1 protein-coding gene is annotated in these 669 nt (G+C 60.4%); it reads left to right on the plus strand.

Annotation, left to right across the window (positions count from 1 at the left end; translation table 11 throughout):
* On the plus strand, window positions 1–584 hold a 584-nt coding region (locus ALO43_RS09285), incomplete at its 5' end, for a DnaJ C-terminal domain-containing protein (RefSeq protein WP_328586973.1).
* Window positions 585–669 lie beyond the last annotated feature (85 nt).

The following is a 669-nucleotide window of genomic DNA, read 5'->3' on the forward strand; positions in this document are numbered from 1 at the left end:
ACCCCGGGCGTACCGGGCAGGACGTTGAGATGGAGCTGGCAGTCTTCCTTGAGGAGACCTTGTCGGGTGAATCCAAGCAGGTCAGTTTCAAGGTGCCGCAGCACAGCCCCAACGGGCAGCGCATGAGCGATATCACCAAGACCCTGAATGTGAAGATTCCAGCGGGCGTCGTTGACGGCGAGCGCATTCGTCTCAAGGGCCAGGGCGCGCCTGGAGTGGGCGGGGGTGCCAATGGCGATCTGTACCTGATCATTCGCCTTGCACCGCACCCTCTGTTCGAGGTCGAGGGCCATGATCTGGTCATCACCGTTCCACTGGCACCCTGGGAAGCAGTGCTGGGCACCAAGGTGGCGGTACCGACGCTGAACAGCAGGATCAACCTGACCATCCGCCCGGACAGTCAGAACGGTCAGCGTCTGCGGATCAAGGGTAACGGCTTGATGAACAAGAGTGGCGAGCGGGGCGACCTTTACGCCCAGCTGAAAATCGTCGTGCCCAAGCACACCGACGAGGCAACCCGGGCACTCTGGCAGAAACTGGAAGACAGTTCGTCGTTCGATCCTCGCGCGCAGTGGAAGGGTTGAGCATAGCGGTCTTGCGATTCTGTCTTTTCTGAATGGGCTGATGCGCCACCCGCATCAGCAGGCAATCAGCCTCGCTCAGTTTTTC

It is taken from the genome of Pseudomonas tremae (genome assembly GCF_001401155.1).
Lineage (GTDB): Bacteria > Pseudomonadota > Gammaproteobacteria > Pseudomonadales > Pseudomonadaceae > Aquipseudomonas > Aquipseudomonas tremae.